Source organism: Bradyrhizobium sp. CFUWI (assembly GCF_056429085.1).
Map to the genome: position 1 here is coordinate 144,976 of NZ_JBWJZE010000001.1, position 16,877 is coordinate 161,852.

Annotated in this window: 20 protein-coding genes; 9 read left to right on the plus strand and 11 right to left on the minus strand. The window is 64.1% G+C overall.

All coding sequences use genetic code 11. The features are described from left to right. Window positions 1-29: 29 nt before the first annotated feature. Window positions 30-395 (plus strand): nuclear transport factor 2 family protein, encoded by a 366-nt coding sequence (locus AC066S_RS00685; protein ID WP_126261076.1) that lies wholly within the window; start codon window positions 30-32, stop codon window positions 393-395. A gap of 97 nt (window positions 396-492) precedes the next feature. On the opposite strand, the gene AC066S_RS00690 is transcribed toward AC066S_RS00685, so the two are convergent. Beyond that, on the minus strand, window positions 493-1,833 hold the full coding sequence (locus AC066S_RS00690; protein ID WP_478268682.1) for a histidine kinase: 1,341 nt from the start codon (window positions 1,831-1,833) through the stop codon (window positions 493-495). Window positions 1,834-1,919: 86 nt separating this feature from the next. Here AC066S_RS00690 and AC066S_RS00695 point away from each other — a divergent pair, with 86 nt between their 5' ends. The 5 genes from AC066S_RS00695 to AC066S_RS00715 all read left to right on the plus strand — a co-directional run bounded on the left by AC066S_RS00695 (window position 1,920) and on the right by AC066S_RS00715 (window position 7,313). Further along, entirely contained in the window at window positions 1,920-2,564 is a 645-nt protein-coding gene (locus tag AC066S_RS00695; RefSeq protein WP_126261078.1) for a response regulator transcription factor, read from the plus strand. Between the two features lie 645 nt (window positions 2,565-3,209). Beyond that, window positions 3,210-4,628 (plus strand): threonine synthase, encoded by a 1,419-nt coding sequence (thrC, locus tag AC066S_RS00700; RefSeq protein WP_164719018.1) that lies wholly within the window; start codon window positions 3,210-3,212, stop codon window positions 4,626-4,628. Further along, window positions 4,625-5,914, plus strand: a complete 1,290-nt coding sequence (locus AC066S_RS00705; RefSeq protein WP_126261080.1) for a M16 family metallopeptidase — start codon at window positions 4,625-4,627, stop codon at window positions 5,912-5,914. Before thrC ends, AC066S_RS00705 begins: the two co-directional genes overlap by 4 nt. A gap of 39 nt (window positions 5,915-5,953) precedes the next feature. Beyond that, window positions 5,954-6,541: a GNAT family N-acetyltransferase gene (locus AC066S_RS00710; RefSeq protein WP_128920349.1), complete on the plus strand. Its 588-nt coding sequence runs from the start codon at window positions 5,954-5,956 to the stop codon at window positions 6,539-6,541. Between the two features lie 121 nt (window positions 6,542-6,662). Continuing rightward, window positions 6,663-7,313, plus strand: coding sequence for a hypothetical protein (locus AC066S_RS00715; RefSeq protein ID WP_126261082.1), 651 nt, complete (start codon window positions 6,663-6,665; stop codon window positions 7,311-7,313). A 132-nt stretch (window positions 7,314-7,445) separates the two neighbouring features. On the opposite strand, the gene AC066S_RS00720 is transcribed toward AC066S_RS00715, so the two are convergent. The 5 genes from AC066S_RS00720 to AC066S_RS00740 form a co-directional block, all read right to left on the minus strand. After that, a complete protein-coding gene (locus tag AC066S_RS00720) occupies window positions 7,446-7,931 on the minus strand; it encodes a F0F1 ATP synthase subunit B family protein (protein ID WP_126261083.1) in 486 nt (161 codons plus the stop codon). Between the two features lie 5 nt (window positions 7,932-7,936). Continuing rightward, on the minus strand, window positions 7,937-8,503 hold the full coding sequence (locus tag AC066S_RS00725) for a F0F1 ATP synthase subunit B (RefSeq protein ID WP_126261084.1): 567 nt from the start codon (window positions 8,501-8,503) through the stop codon (window positions 7,937-7,939). 65 nt (window positions 8,504-8,568) lie between these two features. After that, window positions 8,569-8,799, minus strand: coding sequence for a F0F1 ATP synthase subunit C (locus tag AC066S_RS00730; protein ID WP_007599451.1), 231 nt, complete (start codon window positions 8,797-8,799; stop codon window positions 8,569-8,571). 53 nt (window positions 8,800-8,852) lie between these two features. Beyond that, window positions 8,853-9,602, minus strand: a complete 750-nt coding sequence (locus AC066S_RS00735) for a F0F1 ATP synthase subunit A (protein ID WP_126261085.1) — start codon at window positions 9,600-9,602, stop codon at window positions 8,853-8,855. A 108-nt stretch (window positions 9,603-9,710) separates the two neighbouring features. Next, window positions 9,711-10,085, minus strand: a complete 375-nt coding sequence (locus tag AC066S_RS00740; protein WP_126261086.1) for an AtpZ/AtpI family protein — start codon at window positions 10,083-10,085, stop codon at window positions 9,711-9,713. On the opposite strand from AC066S_RS00740, the gene AC066S_RS00745 reads away from it, so the two are divergent. The 3 genes from AC066S_RS00745 (at window position 9,993) to AC066S_RS00755 (ending at window position 11,581) form a co-directional block, all read left to right on the plus strand. Further along, the gene (locus AC066S_RS00745; protein ID WP_478268948.1) at window positions 9,993-10,448 is read left to right on the plus strand and encodes a hypothetical protein; all 456 of its coding nucleotides are present in this window, start codon (window positions 9,993-9,995) and stop codon (window positions 10,446-10,448) included. The two genes, AC066S_RS00740 and AC066S_RS00745, sit on opposite strands and share 93 nt — an antisense overlap. Next, the gene (locus tag AC066S_RS00750) at window positions 10,445-10,966 is read left to right on the plus strand and encodes a hypothetical protein (protein WP_478268683.1); all 522 of its coding nucleotides are present in this window, start codon (window positions 10,445-10,447) and stop codon (window positions 10,964-10,966) included. The genes AC066S_RS00745 and AC066S_RS00750 overlap by 4 nt, the downstream gene beginning before the upstream one ends. Window positions 10,967-11,107: 141 nt before the next feature. Further along, window positions 11,108-11,581 (plus strand): secondary thiamine-phosphate synthase enzyme YjbQ, encoded by a 474-nt coding sequence (locus tag AC066S_RS00755; RefSeq protein WP_478268684.1) that lies wholly within the window; start codon window positions 11,108-11,110, stop codon window positions 11,579-11,581. Window positions 11,582-11,704: 123 nt separating this feature from the next. Here the strand turns inward: AC066S_RS00755 and AC066S_RS00760 are convergent, their stop codons facing one another. The 5 genes from AC066S_RS00760 to AC066S_RS00780 form a co-directional block, all read right to left on the minus strand. After that, complete coding sequence (locus AC066S_RS00760) at window positions 11,705-13,330, minus strand: MFS transporter (protein ID WP_209311873.1); 1,626 nt, start codon at window positions 13,328-13,330, stop codon at window positions 11,705-11,707. A 245-nt stretch (window positions 13,331-13,575) separates the two neighbouring features. Then, complete coding sequence (locus AC066S_RS00765; RefSeq protein WP_135170535.1) at window positions 13,576-13,944, minus strand: hypothetical protein; 369 nt, start codon at window positions 13,942-13,944, stop codon at window positions 13,576-13,578. Window positions 13,945-14,042: 98 nt separating this feature from the next. Next, a complete protein-coding gene (locus AC066S_RS00770) occupies window positions 14,043-14,366 on the minus strand; it encodes a hypothetical protein (protein WP_135170536.1) in 324 nt (107 codons plus the stop codon). Continuing rightward, the gene (locus tag AC066S_RS00775) at window positions 14,363-14,764 is read right to left on the minus strand and encodes a hypothetical protein (RefSeq protein WP_478268685.1); all 402 of its coding nucleotides are present in this window, start codon (window positions 14,762-14,764) and stop codon (window positions 14,363-14,365) included. The genes AC066S_RS00770 and AC066S_RS00775 overlap by 4 nt, the downstream gene beginning before the upstream one ends. A gap of 122 nt (window positions 14,765-14,886) precedes the next feature. Beyond that, window positions 14,887-16,866: a sodium:solute symporter family protein gene (locus AC066S_RS00780; RefSeq protein ID WP_135170537.1), complete on the minus strand. Its 1,980-nt coding sequence runs from the start codon at window positions 16,864-16,866 to the stop codon at window positions 14,887-14,889. Window positions 16,867-16,877 lie beyond the last annotated feature (11 nt).

Below are 16,877 nucleotides of genomic sequence, written 5' to 3' on the forward strand. Positions count from 1 at the left end.
TGGTTTTCCGCGGCAGACAGGATTGCGGCGTGAGTGATTTCGATCAGATGGGAATCGTCGTCGACTGGGTGGACGCCTGCCGGAATGGCGACCTCGCGACGTTGCTCGACCTCTATGCCGACGACGCCCACGTCGACTGCATGTGTAACGGCGCGCGGCGTTACCGCGGGCGGAGCGAGCTCGAGGCCTATTGGCAGCCGCGGCTCAGCGCGTTCTCGCTGGCGGGTTTCGGGCTGGAGGAGATCCACCCAATGCCCCATGGCGTCGATCTCGAATATTCGGTCGCCGGTGCGCTGCGCATTCGCGCCTCGTTTCGCTTCAGTCCGGAAGGCAAGATCCACAGCACGCTGTGCGAGCCCGCGCGGCAGAACGCGCATGACGGCTGCGCGTGCTAAAGCATGATCCGGAAAAGTGCCCAGCGGTTTGCCGAAGAAATCATGCTTGGACGGCAACCTAAAGCGCGATGACGATTCATCCTAGTCGCATCGCGCTCTAGCGGTTGACCGGCGCCTCGCGCGTCGGTGCGGACGGAAGGCGGCAGCGTACATAGGTTCGCTCGTCCACCCTCAGCAGCGACAGTGATCCGCTGAGCGCGCGCACGCGCTCGTGCATGCCGGTCAGGCCGCGGCCGAAGACATTGTCGGCGGGGAAGCCGCCGCCGTCGTCCGAGATCTCGACGACCAGCGTCTCACCGGCGATGGTCGCCTGGACATGGGCGCTGCCGGCCTTGGCGTGGCGCAGCACGTTGGTCAGTGCCTCCTGGATCACCCGATAGACGGTCCGGGCCAGCGGTCCGTCGATCACGTTGAGATCCGGATCGATCGTATCCGTCAGGTTGATATGGGGTGCCTGCTTGCGAAAATTCCGGAGCAGCGTCTGCACGCTGGTCGCGAGGCCCAGCTCCTCGATGTAAAGCGGCCGCAGCCGGTCGAGGATGCGGCGGTTGGTCTGCTGGAGCGCTTCGACCGATTGCAGCACTTGCTGGGCCGGGTTGCCGAGATTTCCCTCGGACGGCGAGGCCTCCACCAGTGCGATCGTGCCCGCGCGGATGCTGAACAGCAGCGGCCCGAGCTCGTCGTGCAGCTCGCGGGCGAGATCGCGCCGCTCGTCGTCCTGGAGCGACACCAGGCGATGCATCAGATCGCGATTGTCCTGGCTCAATTGTGCAAGCGTTGCAGCCAGCGCATTTGCTTCCGTACAGCTCTGCCGAATCTCCGGCGGTCCCCCGACCGGGATCGGCTTTGCGTAATCGCCACGCCGCATCCGCGTCAGGCCTTCGCCGAGATGCCGCAGGGGTCGCAGCGCCGATCCTGCGAAGATGTAGGCGATGATTCCGGTGAGCATCATCAGCACGGCGACGAGGCTGGTCAGCGCGAGGAAGCCGATCCACTTCTCGAACAGGTCGGCTGACAGGTCCGGTAAGAACACGATATCGCCGATATGTCTGCCGTCGATCAGCACCGGCGCCGCAGCGTCCGTGTCCGGCACCATGAGCAGGTCGACAAACCACTGCGGTACCCCTTGCGGATTTCGCATGGTGTCCTTTGGCGAAGGCGCAGGAACGCCTTCCGCAGAACGGAAGTGGATGTCCGAGGATCCGGCCAGGGATTGGACGAAGGCATCCAGCGTCTTCTGCGGATTGTCTGACGCCCGCAAAGTGTCGTTGAGTGCGGTGGCGATCGTTCGGATGGAACGTCGAGCGGGCTCGTGCTCGTCGTCGAGCTGCCCGGTTGCAAATATCTGCAGCAATATGCCCCCCAGGATCAGCGCTGCCAGAAAACTCGCGCCGAGCGGAAGAAACAGTTGCGTTCTGAACGAGAGTCGTTGCCACATTAGGTCAATTCTAACGCGCATCGGCGGAATTTGCTCTTTCCATTTGTTCCCGCCGGTCTATGAATCGAGAAACAAGAGAGCGCGCGATGCAAGAGACTGCCAAGCAGGGGACCAGGGTCCTGATTGTCGACGACCATCCCGTGGTGCTGTCCGGTTGCCGCACCCTGTTCGCTTCCGACCATTCGATCCGTATCGAGGAGGCAACGGACGCCAAATCCGGGCATCGCGCCTATGTCAGCAAGCGGCCCGACGTCGCCGTGATCGACATCAGCCTGCCGGATGTCTCCGGTTTCGAGCTGATGCGACGAATCCGCAAGGACGATCCTGACGCCAAGATCATCATGTTCAGCATGAACGACGATCCTGCCTTCGTGGTGCGGGCCGTCGAGCTTGGGGCGCAAGGCTATGTTTCCAAGGGCGACGATCCCAGGATCCTGCTGAAAGCGGTGCGCAAGGTGGTCGCAGGCGACAATTTCATCTCACCGCAACTCGCGGAAGCCGTGACGTTTTCCGGCGCGGCAATCAAGGCGAACCCTGCCTCGCAGATGACGCCACGGGAGCTCGAGATCCTCCGCCTGCTCGGACGCGGCGACAAGATCGTGGAAGTCGCGAAGGCGCTTGGCATCTCCTACAAGACGGTCGCCAACACCACGTCCCTGCTCAAGCAGAAGCTGGGGGCCAAGAACCATTCCGACCTGATCAGGATCGCAGTGGAAATCGGGATGAATTGACGTCCTGGATGCTGGCGGCCCGGGGCACTGTCGGCGCGGGGCACTGTCGGCGCGGGGCACTGGCGGCCCGGGCACTGTCGGCCCGGGCACTGTCGGCCCGGCAGCACCGAACCGGCCGCTCCAGGACGCAGCCGGTTCGGCGGAACGGATCGGTGTCAGCGTGCAGCCGGGCAATGCATGGACACAGTCGACACCCATCCGCCGATCCCAATGGAGGGAGGGCGGCATTGGTTCCGGAGATCTCCGAGAGTTCGGGAAATAACGGCAATGCGCGGCGTGTCGCTGCCTGGCTGCGCCTGCGGGGAGACGGATCTTTGTCGGGAAAAATAGGAACATTTTCTCTTCCGCAATCGTTTTCACCCTTGACGGTTTCGTGACAGGCGACGAAAGGTTGCGCGAACAGTTTTGACGGGGCGGCGACCCCGACAGGCAAACCGGTCTGCACACATCAACGACAGACCTTCCAAGAGAGGGGCTGCGGTTCGACCGCAGCCCCTTTTCGTTGGACCGGGTCAAGGCGGGAAGCGGTTTCCTGATGCCGCAAAACACTTTATGGTGGCTCAAAGCCTCTGGCCGCTAACAAGTAATTTCGTAAAATCAAAGGCTTAACGGGCGGCTCAGGCCGCCCGGCCTTTGGAGGGCAGTTTGACTCGTTATATCTCGACCCGGGGCGAGGCCCCCGAACTCGGCTTCTGCGACGTGATGCTGACCGGGCTCGCGCGCGATGGCGGCCTGTATGTGCCAACCATCTGGCCGCAGCTCTCCACCGAGACCATCGCCGGTTTCTTCGGCCGTCCCTATTGGGAGGTCGCGGTCGATGTGATTCGTCCCTTCACCGGCGGCGAGATCACCGACGCCGAGCTCGGCCGCATGGCGAACGAGGCCTATGCGACCTTCCGCCACCCGGCGGTGGTGCCGCTGCGCCAGATGTCGCCGCACCAGTTCGTGCTGGAGCTGTTCCACGGTCCGACGCTCGCCTTCAAGGACGTGGCGATGCAGCTCATCTCGCGGCTGATGGACCATGTGCTCGCCAAGCGCGGCCAGCGCACCACCATCGTGGTCGCGACGTCAGGCGATACCGGCGGCGCCGCTGTGGAGGCTTTCGCCGGCCTCGAGAACGTGGACCTCATCGTGCTGTTTCCGCACGGCCGCATCTCCGAGGTGCAGCGGCGGATGATGACGACGACGGGCGCGGCCAACGTCCATGCGCTGGCCATCGAGGGCAATTTCGACGATTGCCAGGCGCTCGTGAAAGGGATGTTCAACAACCATCGCTTCCGCGATGCCACCTCTCTGTCCGGCGTCAATTCCATCAACTGGGCGCGCATCGTCGCCCAAGTGGTCTACTATTTCACCTCGGCCGTTGCCGTTGGTGCGCCGGCGCGCGCGGTGGATTTCGTGGTGCCGACCGGCAATTTCGGCGACATCTTTGCCGGCTACGTCGCCAAGCGGATGGGATTGCCGGTGCGGACCCTGCGCATCGCCGCCAACGTCAACGACATCCTGGCGCGTACGCTGAAGACGGGGATCTACGAAGTGCGCGAGGTGCACGCGACCGCGTCGCCGTCGATGGACATCCAGATCTCGTCGAATTTCGAGCGGCTGCTGTTCGAGGCCGGCCGGCGCGATGCGGCGGGCGTGCGCCGCCTGATGGATTCGCTGAAGCAGTCCGGGCGTTTCGTGCTGCCCGATGCGACGCTGGCCGCCATCCGCGAGGAGTTCGACGCCGGGCGCGCCGACGAGACCGAGACCGCGGCCGCGATCCGCGCCGGCTGGCGCGAGGCGGGCGAGCTGGTCGATCCCCATACGGCGGTGGCGCTCGCTGTCGCCGACCGCGACACCACGGACACGCGGGTGCCGAGCATCGTGCTCTCCACCGCCCATCCGGCCAAATTCCCCGACGCCGTCGAAGCGGCCTGCGGCCAGCGGCCGCAACTGCCGGCCTGGCTCGACGGTTTGATGACCAAATCCGAACACATGAAGGTGATGAAGAACGATCAGGCCGAGGTCGAGCGCTTTGTGCTGTCGGTCAGCCGCGCCGCAAAGCAGGGAGTTGCCGGATGAGTGTCGAGATTTCCAAGCTTGCCTCCGGCCTCACCGTCGTCACCGACAAGATGCCGCAACTCGAGACCGCGGCGCTCGGCGTCTGGGCCGGCGTCGGCGGCCGTGACGAGAAGCCCAACGAGCATGGCATTTCGCATCTGCTCGAGCACATGGCGTTCAAGGGCACCACGAAGCGCTCCTCGCGCGAGATCGTCGAGGAGATCGAGGCGGTCGGCGGCGACCTCAATGCCGGCACCTCGACCGAGACCACGTCCTATTATGCGCGGGTGCTGAAGGCCGACGTGCCGCTCGCGCTCGACGTGCTCGCCGACATCCTTGCCAATCCCGCCTTCGAGCCCGACGAGCTGGAACGCGAGAAGAACGTCATCGTGCAGGAGATCGGAGCCGCACAGGATACGCCCGACGACGTCGTGTTCGAGCATCTCAACGAGCTCTGCTATCCCGACCAGCCGATGGGCCGCTCGCTGCTCGGCACGGCCAAGACGCTGCGCAGCTTCAACCGCGACATGCTGCGCGGTTACCTCTCGACGCATTATCGCGGGCCCGACATGGTGGTGGCAGCGGCCGGCGCGGTCGATCACGATCAGGTGGTCGCCGAGGCCGAGAAGCGCTTTGCCAGTTTCGAGGCGACGCCTGGCCCGAAGCCGCAAACCGCTCAATTCGGCAAGGGCGGCGCCAAGGTGGTGCATCGCGAGCTGGAGCAGGCGCATCTGACGCTGGCGCTGGAAGGCGTGCCGCAAAGCGATTTGTCGCTGTTCTCGCTCCAGGTCTTCACCAACGTCCTCGGCGGCGGAATGTCGTCGCGCCTGTTTCAGGAGGTGCGCGAGAAGCGCGGCCTCTGCTACTCCATCTATTCGTTCCACGCGCCCTATACCGATACCGGCTTTTTCGGCCTCTACACCGGCACCGATCCGGCCGATGCGCCGGAGATGATGGAGGTCGTGGTCGACATCATGAATGATTCGGTGGAAACGCTGACCGAGGCAGAGATCGCGCGGGCCAAGGCGCAGATGAAGGCAGGTCTGCTGATGGCGCTGGAGAGCTGCTCTTCCCGCGCCGAGCAGCTCGCCCGGCACGTCCTCGCCTATGGCCGGCCGCAGACGGTCGAGGAACTGGTCGGGCGGATCGACGCCGTCAGCGTCGAATCGACCCGGGACGCCGCGCGTGCGCTGTTGTCACGGAGCCGGCCTGCCGTTGTCGCATTAGGCAGTGGCAGGGGTCTGGACACGGCGGTGTCTTTTGCGGAAGGATTGACCCGGGCGCGCGCCAAGGCCCGGCTGCACTAGGAGCCGCGCAAGGGCGGGACCGCCCCGGAAAGCATCACCATGGCCCTCTTTCGCCTGCCGTCCAGTGGACCCGCCGCCCTCGCACCGCGCGGCAACGGGCTGTTGTTGCGCGCGCCGCAGATGTCGGACTTCCTGCAATGGGCTCATCTGCGCGAGTCCAGCCGCGACTACCTGACGCCCTGGGAGCCGATCTGGCCGTCGGACGATCTCACCCGCTCGGGCTTCCGCCGCCGCCTGCGCCGCTATTCCGAGGACATCGCCGCGGATCGTTCCTATCCTTTTCTGATCTTCCGCGAGCTCGACGGCGCCATGGTCGGCGGCATCACGCTGGCCAATGTCCGCCGCGGCATCGTGCAGGCCGGCACCATCGGCTATTGGATCGGGCAGCCTCATGCCCATCGCGGCTACATGACGGCCGCGCTGCGGGTGCTGCTGCCGACATTGTTCGGCGAGCTCAATCTGCACCGGGTCGAGGCCGCCTGCATCCCCACCAATGCGCCGTCGATCCGGGTGCTGGAAAAGTGCGGCTTCTCACGCGAGGGGCTCGCCCGCCGCTATCTCTGCATCAACGGGGTCTGGCAGGATCATTTGCTGTTCGGCCTGCTCCATGAGGATTTCCGCGGCTGAGCCGCGATATCGGTGCGGCCAAGTCCCCCTTTTTGCTGCCTTGGGTTCGCCGATTTTGGCGATATAACCGCATGCCCGGACGGCGATCGGCCGGGCAATTGTCATTGGAGTATGAGCGTCGATGGTGCAGCAGCTTCGGTCATCGCGGAATGCGTTGCGGCTGGGAGGGGGAGTCGCGCTGGCATTGTCGGTTGTGCTCGCCTCGGTCTCACCGGTGAAGGCCCAGTCACTGACCGACCGCTTCAAGAGCCTGTTCGGCGGCACGTCCGACGAGCCGGCCCAGCCCAAGCCACCGCCTGCGCCCGGCCAGTCGGCCGAAGACGAGCTCGATTGCCCGCAGGTCACGGTGCGTTCGGGGGCCTCGACCTACGCGGTTGGCGCCGCCGGCAAGCCGGCCGCCGGCAACGAGGTTCGCTTCCAGGCCTCGATCACCAAGATGGCGCGCGAATGTGTCCGTAGCAGCGACGGCATCACAGCCCGGATTGGCATCCAAGGCCGCGTGATCGCCGGTCCCGCCGGTGCGCCTGCTTCCGTCGAGGTGCCCCTGCGCTTCGCCGTCGTGCAGGGCGGCGTCGGCGAGAAGGTGATTGCCTCGAAGGCCTACCGAACCACGGTCGACATGACCCCGGGGGGCAGCGTGCCCTTTACCTTCGTTATCGAGGATATGACCTATCCGGTGCCGTCACCCGCGGTCGCCGACAACTACATTTTCTATGTCGGCTTCGACCCGCAGGCGCTCTCGCCCGAGCCGAAGGGGCGGAAGAAGAAGTAGGCGAGGTGTTGCGGCAATCTCAGCTGTCATTGCCCGCCTTCGCGGGCGATGACACCCAGTTTGCGCTCCAGATCGACCAACAAAAAAGCCGGCGCTCATCGCGCCGGCTTTTTGATTGGTGAGGCAAGATCGTCAGTTCAGCTTCTGCCTGACTTCGCTGATGCCCTTGGCCAGCAGATCGTCGGCGACCTGGCCCTTGACCGACTGCGACAGGATCGTCGAGGCGGCCTGGACGGCGGCTTCCGCGGCTGCGGCGCGGACATCGGCCAGCGCCTGGGCCTCGGCGAGCGCGATCTTGCTCTCCGCGGTCTTGGTCCGGCGGGCGACGAAGTCTTCCATCTTCGCCTTGGCCTCAGTCGCGATGCGCTCGGCTTCGCTTCTGGCGTTGGCGATGATCTCGGCGGCCTCGCGTTCGGCCGAGGCGGTGCGCGCCTTGTAGTCGGCAAGCACCTTGGCGGCTTCCTGCTTGAGGCGCTGGGCGTCGTCGAGCTCGGCCTTGATGCGGGCGGCACGATGATCGAGCGCGGTCATCGCCGTCTTGAAGACCCCGAGATAGCCGAGCACGACCATCAGGATCACGAAGGCGACGGCGACCCAAAATTCAGGTTCGAAGACCATCTCGACTAACCTTTCAGGGACGCATCGACCGCGGCATTGACCGACGCGGCGTCGGGAACGACGCCGGTCAGCTGCTGCACGATCTGGCCGGCCGCATCGGCCGCGATGCCGCGGACGTTGCTCATGGCGGCGGCGCGGGTCGAGGCGATGGTCTTCTCCGCCCCGGCGAGCTTGGCCGCCAATTGCTCTTCCAGCGCCTTGCGCTCGACCTCGGCCTGCGCATTCGCCTTGTCGCGGGATTCGTTGCCGATCGCCTGCGCCCGCGAGCGCGCCGCAGCGAGCTCGTTTTCGTAGGCCTTCAGCGCCGCCTCGGACTGATCCTTCAGCTTCTGCGCCTCGGCGAGGTCACCCTCGATCTTGTTCTGACGCGCCTCGATCGCACCGCCGATGCGCGGCAGGGCGAGCTTGGACACGATCACGTAAAGCAGGACGAAGAAGATCGCGAGCGACACCAGCTGTGAAGCGTAGGTGCTGCTCTCGAACGGCGGAAAGCCGCCACCGTGGTGACCACCGTCAGCCGCGGTATGAGCGCCCGCCGCCGGACCTTTTGCGCCGCCATGACTCTCAGCCATGGAGTTCTCCTGTTGCTGTCACACGCGCCGTCCCAGGGATTGGAACGGCGCGAAAAACGTCGTCCTCAGAGCGGAACGAACAGCAGCAACAGTGCGATCAGCAGCGAGAAGATGCCGAGCGCTTCGGTCACGGCGAAGCCGAAGATCAGGTTGCCGAACTGGCCCTGAGCGGCCGACGGGTTGCGGACGGCTGCGGCCAGGTAGTTGCCGAAGATCACGCCCACGCCGACGCCCGCACCGCCCATGCCGATGCACGCGATGCCCGCGCCGATAAGTTTTGCTGCTGCCGGATCCATTTTAGACTCCTTGGAAGAAAGATTGGGTTGTGGGTGGAAATTCCCCGGACCGTTCAGTGTCCCGGATGAATGGCGTCGTTGAGGTAGATGCAGGTCAGGATCGCGAACACGTAGGCCTGGAGGAACGCGACCAGGATTTCCAGCGAGGTCAGCGCGACCGTGAGCGCCAGCGGCAGCACGCCGCCGACCCAGCCGAGGGCGCCGAGCGAGAAGCCGAGCATGGCGACGAAGCCCGCGAAGACCTTCAGCGCGATGTGGCCGGCCAGCATGTTGGCGAAGAGACGGACGCTGTGGGAGACCGGCCGCAGGAAGAACGACAGGATCTCGATGAACATGACCAGCGGCAGGATGTAGATGGGGACGCCGTGGGGAACGAAAATCTTGAAGAACTTCAGGCCGTTCTTGTAGAGGCCGTAGATCAGGACCGTGAAGAAGACCAGCAGCGCGAGCGCTGCGGTGACGATCAGGTGGCTCGACACCGTGAAGGTGTAGGGGATGATGCCGACCAGGTTCGAGACGCAGATGAACATGAACAGCGAGAAGATCAGCGGGAAGAACTTCATGCCTTCCGTGCCGGCCGTCGAACGGATGGTCGAGGCGACGAATTCGTAGGAGATCTCGGCGACCGACTGCAGGCGCCCGGGAACCAGCTGCGTGCCGCTGGCGAGCATCAGGAGCGAGATGATCGCCACGGCCACCAGCATATAAAGCGACGAATTGGTGAAGGCGATCGTGTGATTGCCGATATGGCCCAGGGTGAAGAGAGGCTCGATGTTGAACTGGTGGATCGGATCGATTTTCATCAGCGCGGCATCTCTTGTCTGCCGGGCAATGCCGGCGGGTCTCGGTCTGCCGGCCGGGCCGGCCCGTACCGGCGAGGCCGGCACGATCACTCTCCTGGTACGGATCGGCTAAGATCCCCCGCGCCTGTTCTGACCCGCGCCTGCCGTTCTCACCACATTCACTACGCCGGCGACGAAGCCCAGCAACAGGAACACGATAAACCCGAAAGGCGAGGTCGACAGCAAGCGGTCGAAACCCCAGCCAATCCCCCCTCCGACAGCGACGCCGGCGATCAACTCCGAGGATAGTCGGAAACCAAGCGCCATCGCCGAGGCTCTGGCCGCTCCGTCTCCACCGTCACCTGCGGGTTGCTCGGTCTTGATCCGGCGGTCGCGAAGTTCGGACAACCTGTGATCAAGACTCCCGAGCCGTTCGGAAAGCTCAGCTTCCTCGGACGATCTATCGCGATCTCCATTCTCGCCGTGCCCCGTGCCCTGTGTCATGCAACGAAGACCCGAAACGCCGCGGCTGAATGGAAATTACGCCCGCCACCCTCAAAAGCCGCGCGGACCATACTGATGGCCTATAATCAAGTCAAGCCAAGTCACGATTGCGTCGCTTTCGGTTATGTGGCTGATTTATTTGGCAATATTGACGCGAACGGCAGCGCTGCGCACAGCGTGACGCCGCACCGCAGCAGCTCGCCGCCTGATCGGCGGATGCTGTCGCCGTTTCGCCGCACAGCCGGGATCGTAGACGCCGCCGCGATCGTTGATGTCGGTGTGCGTTTTGGGCGGCGGATCACCTCGCCGGGGTGTAGAATTTGCCAGATTGCCACCTGCACGCCGTGGCGGAGAGCGCGATGAGACCAGCAACGTCATCCACAACATCCTGGCTTGCGGCGGCGGCGTTTGCCGCGGCGATGGCGATCGGCGGTGATCTTGTGGCTGCGCAATCCGCGCCCGACGGCGAAACCGGCCGCTACAGCATGACGCCCATCCCCGACGGCGTGCTGCGGCTCGACACCCGCACCGGCACGGTCTCGACCTGCACCAAGAACGGCGCCGGCTGGGCCTGCTATGCGGTGCCCGACGAACGGTCCGCGCTCGACGCCGAGATCGGCAGGCTCCAGGCCGAGGTCGAGAAGCTGAAGGGGCAACTCGCGGCGGGGCCGACGGTGTCGGGCAAGGTCGACGAGGCGCTGCCGAAATCCGACCCGCTGAAGAAAGCCGAGCCCAGGAGCGCCGAGGGCGAGCGCAAGATCGAGATCCCGCTGCCGAGCGACCAGGACGTCGATCGCGTGATGTCGTTTCTGGAAAAGGCCTGGCGGCGGCTGATCGACATCGCCAACCGCGTGCAAAAGGACGTGTCGGGAAGGATTTGAGGCGCAGCGAGATGCCATAGTGCCGTAGGGTGGGCAAAGGCGCAAAGCGCCGTGCCCACCATCTTGATATTGTCGCACGGATTGGTGGGCACGCTTCGCTTTGCCCACCCTACGGCGGCTTTCCGAGTTGAGAGACCTTCCATGACATCAGGCAAATCCGTCACACGCTCGGCGCCATCGACGGTGCAAGCCACCACCATCTCATCCTCACTGCTGGCGGTGCAGACATCGGGCCATGGCTTCACCGATCTCACCAGCGAAGCTGCCAAATTCATCGATGAGGTTCGCGCGCGCGACGGTGCCTTGACGCTGTTCATCCGCCATACCTCGGCTTCGCTGACGATCCAGGAGAACGCCGACCCTTCCGTGCTCGTCGACCTCGCCACGGCGCTGTCCCGGCTCGCGCCGGAGAATGCCGGGTGGACTCACGACACCGAAGGACCGGACGACATGCCGGCCCACGTCAAGACGATGTTGACCGGGAGCTCGCTTCAGGTCCCGGTTCTGAACGGCAGGCTCGCGCTCGGCACCTGGCAGGGGATCTATCTGATCGAGCATCGCAAGCGTCCGCACCGGCGCGAGGTCGTGCTGCAATTCGTCGGCAGCAATCAGTAGAGCGTTTTCGAGCCAGGCGGGCGCCGGTTCGCGTCAAGAAAGCGCGTCAAAGCAAAGAACTGACACAAAACAAAACCGGCCGCGGAGACCGCGGCCGGTTGGTGTCGGTTGAGATCGGTTCGATCAGGTGCCCTTGATGTCGACGTCCTTGGTCTCGGGCAGGAAGAAGAAGCCGATCACGACGGTAATCGAGGCGAAGATGATCGGGTACCAGAGGCCGGCATAGATGTCGCCGGTCGAGGCCACGATGGCAAAGGCGGTCGCCGGCAACAGGCCGCCGAACCAGCCGTTACCAATGTGGTAGGGCAGCGACATCGAGGTGTAGCGGATGCGGGTCGGGAACAGTTCGACCAGCATCGCCGCGATCGGGCCGTACACCATGGTCACGTAGACCACGAGCACGAACAACAGGCCGATGATCGCCGCCACCTGCGGACGGAAGATGTCGAGCGGATGCGCCATCTTCACGATGCCGGCATCGCCGGGCTTCGGATAGCCGGCCGCCTGCACCGCGGCGAGGATTGCCGGGTTGCTGTCCTTGGCGTTGGTGTAGGCGATTTCCTTGCCGTTGACCGTCACCTTCACGCCCGAGCCGGCCGCGCCTGGCGTGGTCGTGTACTTGACCGACGACTGCGACAGGAACGCACGTGCGGTGTCGCAAGGCGCACTGAAGACACGGGTGCCGACCGGGTTGAACAGGTCGCCGCAGCCCGCGGGATCGGCCACCACCTCGACCTTGGTCTGCTCGATGGCCTTCTCCAGCGCCGGGTTGGCGTTGGTGGTGATCATCTTGAAGATCGGGAAGAAGGTCAGTGCCGCGATCAGGCAGCCGCCGAGGATGATCGGCTTGCGGCCGATCTTGTCGGACAGCATGCCGAACACGATGAAGAAGCCGGTGCCGAGCAGCAGCGACCAGGCGATCAGCAGGTTGGCGGTATAGCCGTCCACCTTCAGGATCGATTGCAGGAAGAACAGCGCGTAGAACTGGCCGGTGTACCAGACCACGCCCTGGCCCATCACGCCGCCAAGCAGCGCGAGCAGCACGAGCTTGCCGTTCTGCCAGTTGCCGAAGGCTTCGGTCAGCGGCGCTTTCGAGCTCTTTCCCTCGTCCTTCATCTTCTGGAAGATCGGGGATTCATTGAGGCGGAGCCGGATCCAGACCGAGATGCCGAGCAGCAGCACCGAGACCAGGAACGGAATGCGCCAGCCCCAGGCGGCGAAGTCCGGTTCGCCGAGGGCGCTGCGGGTGAACAGAATCACCAGCAGCGACAGGAACAGGCCGAGCGTCGCGGTGGTCTGAATGAAGGAGGTGTAGTAGCCGCGCTTGCCGTTCGGAGCGTGCTCCGCGACATAGGTCGCCGCGCCGCCATACTCACCGCCGAGGGCCAGGCCCTGGGCGAGGCGCAGCACGATCAGGATGATCGGAGCCGCGATGCCGATGGTCGCCGCGTTCGGCAACAGGCCGACGATGAAGGTCGACAGACCCATGATCAGGATGGTGACGAGGAAGGTGTATTTGCGGCCGACGATGTCGCCGATGCGGCCGAACACGATCGCGCCGAACGGACGCACCAGGAAGCCGGCTGCGAACGCAAGCAGCGCGAAGATGTCGCGGGTTGCCGGCGGATAGGCCGAGAAGAACTGCGCGCCGATGATGCTGGCCAGCGAGCCGTAGAGGTAAAAATCGTACCATTCGAAAACGGTACCGAGCGAGGAAGCGAGAATGACGAACCGTTCGTCCTTCGTCATCCCGGCGCCGGCAGATGGTGCAGATGTTGCAGTTACTGTCGTCATACAGATTCGCTCCCGCTTGTTTTCTTGTTCAAGAATCGATTCGCGCCACGCAGGCGCGCCATCAATAGGGGGCGAGCAATTACATGCCTACCGCGTCCGGCCCAATAGTACTTTCGACGCGAATCGGAAGGACCGCGGAGATATCGGCCAGAAATCACGGAACCGCAGGAGCGCAATACCGTGGGGTCTGCAGCCTCAAACTAAAGTTCAAGGACGGAAAAGCCCATCGCGACGATCCACATCACGACGGACACCAGCGCAGACCAGTATGCAAACACCAGATAGGTCTCTCGCATCACCGCCGAGACTGTTTTTTGGGCATGCGGCTGCGGCGGACGTCGGTCTTTTGGGAGATACAGCCACATCTCGGTGCGGCGATGGTCTTTGGTCCGCGCCTCCTCCGCCTTCAGGAGCAGCACCAGTGTCATAATCAGGCTCAGGAAGCCTCCCGCCTGAAACGCGGAGCGCGGCAGAAACGAAAGGCCGATCATGACGCAGAATATGGCGAGGGAGGCAAATCCGCACGCGCGCAGGACCGTTTCAAAGGCGATGCGGCGCATTTCTTCCATGAGGGGCTCCGTCGCCTGGCTCATTGGGATCGAGAGGATTGAGATGCGGCTCAGGGTAGTCCCTGCGGGGCCTGCCTTCAATGGTTCCCGCCCGCCGTTCAGAGGCCGATGCTGATGAAATTGCCGGCGGCGGGGAGCGCCAGAATGGCCGTGCCGGCCAGCCAGATCCAAAGCGAGACGCCGTTCGACTCCTGTGCGCCGGTGACGCGTTCGTAGATGGCGGCGGGAATGCCGCCCAGGATGACGGTAGCGGTCGAGACCATCAGCGAGGCGAACATCAGCGTCAGCGACATGCTTCCGAACAGAAGAGGGCCTGCGAGCGGCTGGACGTAGAGCAAGGCGAAGATCAGCCAAAGCTGGTTGAAGAGGCCGTTGATCATTCCGAAGAAGGCAATACCGATCAGGAAGAAGTTGCGGCTCATGATCCTCCTCCGGCAAGTCGCGGCGCGAGATTGAGCACGAGCAACGTGTAGTGGAACACGATCCGCAACCAGAACATCCAGACAAAACCGAACAACCACACGACGGCTGGAGGAACTGCCTTCGGCGTGACGGTTGCAATGGCGGTGAGCACCGGATCGGTGAAGCGGCAGAAGAAGCGCCAGATGTAGTTTGGCGAGTCGGCGTCGACGAAGAGGCCAAGCAGGAAGCGGCCGAGCATGGTGTACATCAGAGCCGCCAGAACGAAGTTCGGCAGGTGAAAATACCAGTATCTGACGAACGAGTCGGCAATGTCCAAAATCGGTCCTCCTCCCGGGCGTCGCTGTGGAAGCAGCATGGTCTTGCGAGGGTCGCTCGCTCCGCCCGGGCCGTCGGGCATTCTGCACCAGCCTCCGCACGCAACAATGTCAAGGCAGGCGGTTCGGGGCAAGCGAGCGCCACCGGTCGCAAACAAAAACGGGGCCTCGCAAGGCCCCGTTTGTCGCGATCTATCCGATCCGCTCAGGTCGTTTTCTCTTCGAGCACCGTGCGGCCTCGCGGCTTGCGGATCTCGTCGACATAGGCCTGCATTTCCCGCGACGGCGCCCGTCCCAGCAGGCTCACGATGATGATCACCGCGAAGCCGAAGGGCGCACCCAGCAAACCGCATGCGATGTTGTTGAGGTTGAACCAACCCACCTTGTTGGCCAGCGGGTGGGCCAGCGTCGGCCAACTCTCCATGGCGTTGGGCAATGCCATGGCCTTGACGATGTCGACCAGCGGTGCGCCGGTGGCCGGATTGAGCAGCGACGTCATGCCGAAGTACTGGACGCCGGCGCCCGGGAAATAGCGCGTGGTCACGAGGTAGAACAGGCAGAGCCCGAACCCGGCGATGATGCCGCAGACCGCGCCCGCGGACGTCGTGCGCTTCCACCAGACGCCCATCACGAGTGCCGGGAAGTTGCCCGCCATCGCCAGGGAGAACGCCCAGCCGACCATGGCCAGGATATCCCCGGGCTTGGTGGCGGCCGTCGCCGCGGCAATGACCGCGACCGCCAGCAGCAACACGCGCGCGATGATCAGCCGGCGCGCCGTCGGCGCGTTCGGATCGATCATCTTGTAGTAGACGTCGTGCGACAATGCATTGGCGATCGCGAGCAGCAGCCCGTCGGCGGTGGACAGAGCCGCAGCCAGGCCGCCGGCCGCGACGAGGCCGGAGATCACGTAGGGAAGCCCCGCGATCTCCGGTGTCGAGAGCACGATCACGTCCGTGTTGATGACGAAGTCCTGCAGCCGGACCACACCGGGGTGACCGGCAACGGCCTTGCATGCGGCAATGACGGCGTCGATGTTGACGGCGTTCTTGCCGCAGATCTGGATCAGCCCGAGCTCGCCCCAGCTGAACAGCCAGGGTCTGATCGCGGACAGATCGCGCCCGATGATGTTCGTGTACACCTCCAGCTTGGAGAACGCTGCGTAGGCAGGCGCCGAGAAGTACAGGAGGAAGATGAACAGCAGCGACCATGCCACGGATTGCCGCGCCTCACGCACCGACGGTGTCGTGAAGTATCGCATCAGGATGTGCGGCAGCGAGGCCGTGCCGACCATCATGCAGAGGATGATCGCAAAGAAGTTCAGCGGACTGTAGCTGAGGAACGGCTGAATGTGCGGCTTGAGGCTTGCCGCCGCCGCCAGTCCGTTGGCGAGCATCTCCTGTTCGCGCGCCGTGATGGCCGCGATCGCGTGTCCATAGGTCAGCTGCGGAATCGGTATCCCGTAGATCTTGGTCGACAGGATCACGATCGGCGTCAGGTAGGCTATGATCAGCACGATGTATTGGGCCACCTGCGTCCAGGTCACCGCGCGCATGCCGCCCAGCATCGAGCAGACCAGGATGCCGACCAGCCCCGCGAAAACCGCGAGCTCGAACTGCATTCCGAGGAAGCGCGAGGCGATGATGCCGGTGCCGTAGATCTGCGCCGTCACATAGGTGAACGAGCAGGCGACGAGCACGATGACGCCGAGCCCCCGGGCGAAATTGCCGCCATAACGGAAGGACAGGAAGTCGGGCACCGTATAGGCGCCGAATTTTCGCAGATAAGGCCCGATCAGGATGGAGACCAGCACGAAGCCGCCGGTCCATCCGAGCACCCAGGCAAGCCCGTCATAGCCGAGCAGGAACAGCGTGCCCGCCATGCCCACGAAGGACGCTGCCGACATCCAGTCGGCACCGGTGGCCATGCCGTTGTAGAACGCCGGCACGCTGCGGCCCGCCACGTAATATTCCGAAACTTGTGCCGTTCGCGACAGAACGCCGATGATGGCGTAGACCGCGAGCGTGAAGAACACGAACAGATAGCCTAGAACCTTGTTCGGCACCCCGATCATCTCGAGGGCGGCGAGCAGAAGGACAAACGCGACGAATCCACCGGTGTAGAAGCCGTAGATCCGCCCAAGGTTGCTGAGAAAGTCGGAGCCGCCGGTTGAGGCCTGCGTAGCCATGTTCCATCCCC

What these genes read in the sequence shown, in the direction of transcription:
- AC066S_RS00690 (WP_478268682.1), bottom strand. Translation starts at nt 1,833, where the DNA reads ATGTGGCAACGACTCTCGTTCAGAACGCAACTGTTTCTTCCGCTCGGC.
- AC066S_RS00695 (WP_126261078.1), top strand. Translation starts at nt 1,920, where the DNA reads ATGCAAGAGACTGCCAAGCAGGGGACCAGGGTCCTGATTGTCGACGAC.
- AC066S_RS00705 (WP_126261080.1), top strand. Translation starts at nt 4,625, where the DNA reads ATGAGTGTCGAGATTTCCAAGCTTGCCTCCGGCCTCACCGTCGTCACC.
- AC066S_RS00710 (WP_128920349.1), top strand. Translation starts at nt 5,954, where the DNA reads ATGGCCCTCTTTCGCCTGCCGTCCAGTGGACCCGCCGCCCTCGCACCG.
- AC066S_RS00715 (WP_126261082.1), top strand. Translation starts at nt 6,663, where the DNA reads ATGGTGCAGCAGCTTCGGTCATCGCGGAATGCGTTGCGGCTGGGAGGG.
- AC066S_RS00720 (WP_126261083.1), bottom strand. Translation starts at nt 7,931, where the DNA reads ATGGTCTTCGAACCTGAATTTTGGGTCGCCGTCGCCTTCGTGATCCTG.
- AC066S_RS00725 (WP_126261084.1), bottom strand. Translation starts at nt 8,503, where the DNA reads ATGGCTGAGAGTCATGGCGGCGCAAAAGGTCCGGCGGCGGGCGCTCAT.
- AC066S_RS00730 (WP_007599451.1), bottom strand. Translation starts at nt 8,799, where the DNA reads ATGGATCCGGCAGCAGCAAAACTTATCGGCGCGGGCATCGCGTGCATC.
- AC066S_RS00735 (WP_126261085.1), bottom strand. Translation starts at nt 9,602, where the DNA reads ATGAAAATCGATCCGATCCACCAGTTCAACATCGAGCCTCTCTTCACC.
- AC066S_RS00740 (WP_126261086.1), bottom strand. Translation starts at nt 10,085, where the DNA reads ATGACACAGGGCACGGGGCACGGCGAGAATGGAGATCGCGATAGATCG.
- AC066S_RS00750 (WP_478268683.1), top strand. Translation starts at nt 10,445, where the DNA reads ATGAGACCAGCAACGTCATCCACAACATCCTGGCTTGCGGCGGCGGCG.
- AC066S_RS00755 (WP_478268684.1), top strand. Translation starts at nt 11,108, where the DNA reads ATGACATCAGGCAAATCCGTCACACGCTCGGCGCCATCGACGGTGCAA.
- AC066S_RS00760 (WP_209311873.1), bottom strand. Translation starts at nt 13,330, where the DNA reads ATGACGAAGGACGAACGGTTCGTCATTCTCGCTTCCTCGCTCGGTACC.
- AC066S_RS00765 (WP_135170535.1), bottom strand. Translation starts at nt 13,944, where the DNA reads ATGGAAGAAATGCGCCGCATCGCCTTTGAAACGGTCCTGCGCGCGTGC.
- AC066S_RS00770 (WP_135170536.1), bottom strand. Translation starts at nt 14,366, where the DNA reads ATGAGCCGCAACTTCTTCCTGATCGGTATTGCCTTCTTCGGAATGATC.
- AC066S_RS00775 (WP_478268685.1), bottom strand. Translation starts at nt 14,764, where the DNA reads ATGCCCGACGGCCCGGGCGGAGCGAGCGACCCTCGCAAGACCATGCTG.
- AC066S_RS00780 (WP_135170537.1), bottom strand. Translation starts at nt 16,866, where the DNA reads ATGGCTACGCAGGCCTCAACCGGCGGCTCCGACTTTCTCAGCAACCTT.